Annotated in this window: 6 protein-coding genes; 4 read left to right on the top strand and 2 right to left on the bottom strand. The window is 63.5% G+C overall.

Translation table 11 applies throughout. The features are described from left to right. The 4 genes from AC1D34_RS33235 to AC1D34_RS33220 all read left to right on the top strand — a co-directional run. Positions 1–660 (top strand): RsmB/NOP family class I SAM-dependent RNA methyltransferase (locus AC1D34_RS33235; protein ID WP_476826537.1); only part of this gene is annotated, 660 nt, incomplete at its 5' end. A 50-nt stretch (positions 661–710) separates the two neighbouring features. Further along, a complete protein-coding gene (gene guaA / locus AC1D34_RS33230; RefSeq protein WP_441491912.1) occupies positions 711–2273 on the top strand; it encodes a glutamine-hydrolyzing GMP synthase in 1563 nt (520 codons plus the stop codon). Further along, positions 2270–2584, top strand: coding sequence for a hypothetical protein (locus AC1D34_RS33225; RefSeq protein ID WP_476826536.1), 315 nt, complete (start codon positions 2270–2272; stop codon positions 2582–2584). The genes guaA and AC1D34_RS33225 overlap by 4 nt, the downstream gene beginning before the upstream one ends. A gap of 40 nt (positions 2585–2624) precedes the next feature. Next, positions 2625–3776, top strand: coding sequence for an MFS transporter (locus AC1D34_RS33220; RefSeq protein ID WP_476826535.1), 1152 nt, complete (start codon positions 2625–2627; stop codon positions 3774–3776). A 376-nt stretch (positions 3777–4152) separates the two neighbouring features. Here AC1D34_RS33220 and AC1D34_RS33215 read toward each other — a convergent pair whose 3' ends face one another. Together AC1D34_RS33215 and AC1D34_RS33210 are read right to left on the bottom strand one after the other, a co-directional pair. Further along, positions 4153–5403, bottom strand: coding sequence for an RNA polymerase sigma factor (locus AC1D34_RS33215; RefSeq protein WP_476775426.1), 1251 nt, complete (start codon positions 5401–5403; stop codon positions 4153–4155). Next, positions 5403–5756: a YciI family protein gene (locus tag AC1D34_RS33210; protein WP_476769066.1), complete on the bottom strand. Its 354-nt coding sequence runs from the start codon at positions 5754–5756 to the stop codon at positions 5403–5405. The genes AC1D34_RS33215 and AC1D34_RS33210 overlap by 1 nt, the downstream gene beginning before the upstream one ends. Positions 5757–5897: the final 141 nt, after the last annotated feature.

Raw genomic sequence — 5897 nt, 5'->3', positions numbered from 1 at the left:
ATCCAGGACGAGGGCTCGCAGCTCGTCTCGCTACTGGCCGGCGCCAAGCACGGCGAGACCGTGGTCGACCTCTGCGCCGGCGCCGGAGGCAAGACGTTGGCTCTCGCTGCCCAGATGCAGAATCAGGGTCGCCTGTTCGCGACCGATCTCGATAGCCGTCGTCTGGCGCCACTGCATGAGCGTCTGGCGCGCTCGGGCGCCAGTATCGTCCAGATCCGCGTCCCGCGCAGCCGCGGCCATGAATCCCTCAGCGAAGTCATTGGCGAGGCCGATCTCGTCCTGGTCGATGCGCCCTGCACCGGTTCCGGCACCTGGCGGCGTAATCCCGACGCAAAATGGCGCGTCAGACCGGGCGCGCTCGCCGAGCGGATCAAGGACCAGGCCGAGGTGCTGGCGCGCGCAGCCCGCCTGGTGAAACCCGGCGGTCGTATTGCCTATGTCACCTGCTCGGTGCTTCCGGATGAGAATGACGGGGCCGTTTCAGGGTTCCTGCAGCGCCACCCCGGCTTCACCCTCGTGCCGAGCCAGGAGATCCTGTCGTCGAGGGAAGGCGACTTTGCTTTGCTCGCGCGGTTCTCGACCGCGCTTGGCCTGCAATTGTCGCCGCAGCGCACCGGGACGGACGGATTCTATCTGGCTTGCGTCAGGCGCGAGGCCTGAGGCGCGCTTGCGCCGTTGCGCCTGCGCGCGTGATGGCGTAACCGGGCGCGATGACGAGCAAGCCCCACGACTCCATCCTCATCATCGATTTCGGTAGCCAGGTCACGCAGCTGATCGCGCGTCGCGTACGCGAGATCGGCGTCTATTGCGAGATCGCGCCGTTCCAGTCGGCCTCCGAGGCCTTTCAGCGGATGAAGCCGAAGGGTGTCATCTTTTCCGGCGGGCCGGCCTCGGTGCCGGATGAAAATTCGCCGCGTGCGCCCCAGGAAGTCTTCTCGGCGGGCCTGCCGCTTCTCGGCATCTGCTATGGTCAGCAGACCATGGCGCATCAGCTCGGCGGCAAGGTCGAGGGCGGGCATGCGGCCGAGTTCGGCCGCGCCGATGTCGAGATCGTCGCGCCCTCGGCACTGTTCAGGGAGGTCTGGAACCAGGGCGGCCGCTTTCCGGTGTGGATGAGCCATGGCGACCGCGTCACGCAGTTGCCGGCTGGTTTTTCGGTCAAGGCGACCTCGGAGAACGCGCCCTTTGCGGTGGCGAGCGACGAGGAGCGGCGTTTCTATTCGACCATGTTCCATCCGGAGGTGGTGCATACGCCGGACGGCGCCAAGCTGCTGCGCAACTTCGTCGTCGATATCTGCGGCTGCGTCCCGGATTGGAGCATGTCCGCCTATCGCTCCGAGACCATCGCCAAGATCCGTGCGCAGGTCGGCAAGGGCAGGGTGATCTGCGGGCTTTCCGGCGGCGTCGATTCCGCCGTTGCCGCCGTGCTGATCCACGAGGCCATCGGTGACCAGCTCACCTGCGTCTTCGTCGATCACGGCCTGATGCGGATGAACGAGGCGGAAGAGGTCGTGCGCCTGTTCCGCGACAGCTACAATATCCCGCTCGTGCATGTGGAGGCTGAGGAACTCTTCCTCGCCGAGCTCGCCAAATGCGGCTCCGATCCGGAGGCCAAGCGCAAGACCATCGGCCGCCTCTTCATCGAGGTCTTCGACGAGGAAGCGCGCAAGCTCGGCGGTGCCGATTTCCTGGCGCAGGGCACGCTCTATCCCGACGTGATCGAGAGCGTCTCCTTCTCCGGCGGGCCCTCGGTGACGATCAAGTCGCACCACAATGTCGGCGGATTGCCCGAGCGCATGAAGATGAAGCTCGTCGAGCCGCTGCGCGAGCTGTTCAAGGACGAGGTCCGCGTGCTGGGCCGGGAGCTTGGCCTGCCCGAGGCCTTCGTCGGCCGCCATCCCTTCCCGGGGCCGGGCCTCGCCATTCGCTGCCCCGGCGAGATCACCAAGGAAAAGCTCGACATCCTGCGCAAGGCCGACGCGATCTACCTCGAGGAGATCCGCAAGGCCGGTCTCTACGACGTGATCTGGCAGGCTTTTGCCGTGCTGCTGCCGGTGCGCACCGTCGGCGTGATGGGTGACCACCGAACCTACGACCATGTCTGCGCGTTGCGTGCCGTCACCTCGGTGGACGGCATGACGGCCGATTTCTATCCCTACGACATGGCCTTCCTCGGCCGCACCGCGACTCGTATCATCAACGAGGTCAAGGGCATCAACCGGGTCGTCTACGACGTGACGTCGAAGCCGCCCGGTACGATCGAGTGGGAGTGATTCAGACCCGCTCGAATGTCGCGCTGAGGGTCTTTCCCGGCCTCGAACATCACAATCTGCGCYGGCTCTTCCATGCCGGCATCTGCGTTCCGGTCAACTCCGGTGATCCAACGTATTTTAGAGGTCACGTAAGCGAAAATCTCATCCCCTCGGCCGAGGGATTGGGCCGGACCGCAGAGGAGCAATTGACCCTGGCAGACAACGGCCTCAGGGCCGCGTTCGTCGATGAGGACAGGCGTAAAACGAACCGGAAGGTCATCAAGGGCAGGAGTCCACTGGGTCTTGCAGCGGTCTCCTACAATGAGACCTGAAAATACAGATTCTCCGCTCCGCATCTGGCTTGCGGTAATCGTGCTCGGCATCGCCTCGTTCACAATGGTCACGACCGAGTTCGCGCCGATCGGGCTGCTGTCCCAGATCGCCCTGGATCTGGGGCGAGGTCAGGCCTCGGTCGGGCTCACGGTGACGCTCTATGCCTGGATCGGCGCCGCGAGCGGCCTGTTGTCGGTCGTTCTGCTCCAGAAGTTTCCTCGCAAGCCATTGCTCATCGTCTTGATGCTCATTCTTTCCGCGACCAATCTTGCGGCGATGATTTCCCACAGCTTCGACGGGTTGTTGCTGGCACGCGCGGTGGGCGCTGTCGTTCACGGTTTCTTCTGGGCCATGGCTGCTGCGGTCGCGTCACAGATTGCACCGTCCCACCGTATGGGTGTTGCAACCGCAATCATATTCGGCGGGATCTCGATGGCGACCGTTGTCGGCGTGCCGCTCGCGGACCTCGTCGGTCAGGCGAGTGGATGGCGTGCAGCGTTTGGCTCAATTGGCGCAGTCGGGCTGCTTACCTCGGTCCTGATGATCGCAGTTCTTCCCAAAATGCAGCCCGGATCGCCGGCAGGATGGAGAGAGCTTGGATCGGTGTTCCGCAGACATGACCTGCTGGGGATCTATGCTGTAACGGCATTCATGGCGGCGGCGAATTTCGCAGCGTACACTTTTATCGAACCATTCCTCGGAGAAATTCCGGATCTTCCCCAGGTCATGATCGGTGTGTTGCTGTTCGGCTTTGGGGGAGCAGGATTCCTTGGGAACATCCTGACCGGCTTTCTCATCGACCGCTTCATGAAGTCCATCATCACTGCAGGGCTGTTTGCCTTGTGCCTGGCGCTTGTTGGCCTTGGATGGTTCGGTCCTCAGCTGGGAACAGGTTGGGTCTTCGTCTTGCTCGTCATCTGGGGCGCCGCCATCGCGGCGCTGTTCGCGGGCCTGCAGACCTGGATCCTGCGCGCGGCCGGTTCGACAGTCATGTCCGCTGCCGCGATACACTCGGCGGTCATCAATTCGGCCATCGGCTTCGGAGCCATCCTCGGCGCCCGGATATTGACTGTATCCGGCGTATCCGGAGTGATGCTGGCCGCCGGAATGGTCGTCATTGTCCCGCTTCTGATCATCCTGTTGCAAGCGGCTCCCCAGGCTGGCCCGAAGGAAAGGGGGAGCGTTGCTTGATGGTTGAGGCTGCAGTCAGACGCCGGCAGGCTTCTCAAGAATACTGAGACGGGTTCGGCAACGGTCCGGTGATCTTGCCTTTGAAATCAGGACCCCAACTTTTTGACAGTCCTGATGTCGGAGTTTTTGCGGTTACAGATTAGATTTGCGAGAAATGTCCATTGGTTATTCGTTGTTCAAACAATCGAGTGGAGTGAGGGCGAGCGGCGGCAGCAGGCCAGCACCCACCGCTCGCGGGTATGCGAGTATGTGCATGCGACAACGACCTTTGATCGCCGATAGCGCTCCTCAGATTGTCGAGGCCATGGCTTTGACCAACTCCTGAGGGGCTCCTTCACCGCCGGATTTGGGATCAGATTGACCGCCAGTGCGGTCCCTAAGATGTCTCTGCCGCGTGCCGGGCGACCTGATCCCGGCGGCACCTGAGAAAGACCGCGTCCGATGGACTGGACGCAAGGCCGATGGCGCGATCAAAGGCCGCAAGCGCGGCGTCGGTCGGGCCCGAGCGGGACAGCAATTCGGCACGTGCCGCATGAAACGGCTGATAGGCCGAGAGCGCTGAGGCAAGCAACTCAAGAGCGTGCAAGCCTGCTTGGAGTGCGCCAGCTTCCGCCAATGCCACGGCGCGGTTCAACCGGACGACCGGCGTCGGTTCGATCCGCAACAGGCTATCATAGAGCAGGACGATCTGCGGCCAGTCGGGCGGCTCCGCCTGGACATGCAAGGCGGCAATCGCCGCCTTGATCTGAAAGGCCCCCGGCGCGCGTCGCGCCACTGCACGATCGAGCAAGGCCAGCCCTTCGGCAATCCGGGCGCCATCCCAAAGCCTACGGTCCTGCACTGCAAGTGGGACGCTGGTTCCGCCGGCATCGAGCCGTGCCGCGCGGCGGGCTTCGGTGATCAGCATCAGCGCCAGCAGTCCCTCGATTTCGGCCTGGTCCGGACGCAGGCCATTCAACATGCGCGCAAGATAGATGGCCTCTTCACCCAAAGGACTGGCGTGAGATTCGTCCGTGCCCGAATAGGCCTGGTTGAAAATGAGATAGACGACGGTCAGGACGGATTGCAGCCGCTCTGCCCAGGCTTCCGGTCCGGGTACGGCATAGGGAATGCCGGCGGCGAGTATCTTTGCCCGTGCCCGCGAGAGGCGCTGGCCCATGGTGGTTTCGTTGTCGAGGAAAGCAGCGGCAACGTCGGCCGTGCTCAATCCGCCCAGGGTGCGAAGCGTCAGTGCGACCCGGGTCGTGGGCTCCAGCGCCGGATGGCAGCAGGTGAAGATCAGCCGCAGGCGTTCGTCGGCAATATCCTCGGTCGTCGTCTCGGCTGCTTCGGCTAGGGAAAGCCGGGCGATCTCGCCAGCCTTGCGGTCCTCACGGGCCGACTTGCGCAAGCGATCGATCGCCTTGCGCAGCGCGACCTTCAAGAGCCAGCCCTGAGGCGAGGCAGGCAGCCCCGTCCTTCCCCAATGCACCACCGCCGAGGCCAGGGCGTCCTGCAGCGCGTCCTCGGCAAGCTGAAAATTCTTCAGCTGAACAATCAGCGCAGACAGAAGCCGCCCCCGATCCATCCGCACCATATTCTCGATGGCGCAGGAAACCGATCGGGGATCGGGGGCGGCCTCCGACATCAGGCGTCGTAGTCCATCACGGGCCGCACTTCGATCGTCCCATAGGCCGCCGACGGGATCATCGCTGCGAAGTGCAGGGCGGCATCCAGGTCGGGAACCTCGAAAATATAGTACCCGCCGAGGCGTTCCTTGGTCTCGGCAAAGGGGCCATCCATCGTCTCCACCTTGCCTCCGCGAATCCTCAGACTCGTGGCGGTCTCGACATCCTTCAGGCCTTCGCCCGCCACATAAGCGCCCGCCGCCTTCAGGGTTTCGTTGAAGTCGAAATACCCCTTCATCATCACCTCGAATTCAGGCGTGCCATAGGCTGGCTCGAGGGACGGGTCACTATAGATCAGCGCCATGTACTGCATGTCAGGTCTCCGGTGTTGGGCAGGTTCGGGGAGGTGTCAGGGGCGAGAGCCAAGCGCCGCGAGGGCGAGGGCCGCGGTCAGCGTCAGTGTCGCAAGGATGCAGGCGGAGTTACCCGCGATCCGCAGGGGATGGGTGGGGGC

It is taken from the genome of Allobosea sp. P1_A7 (genome assembly GCF_056406775.1).
Note: the sequence above shows the minus strand (reverse complement) of the source record. Positions and strands in the feature narration are given on the sequence as shown.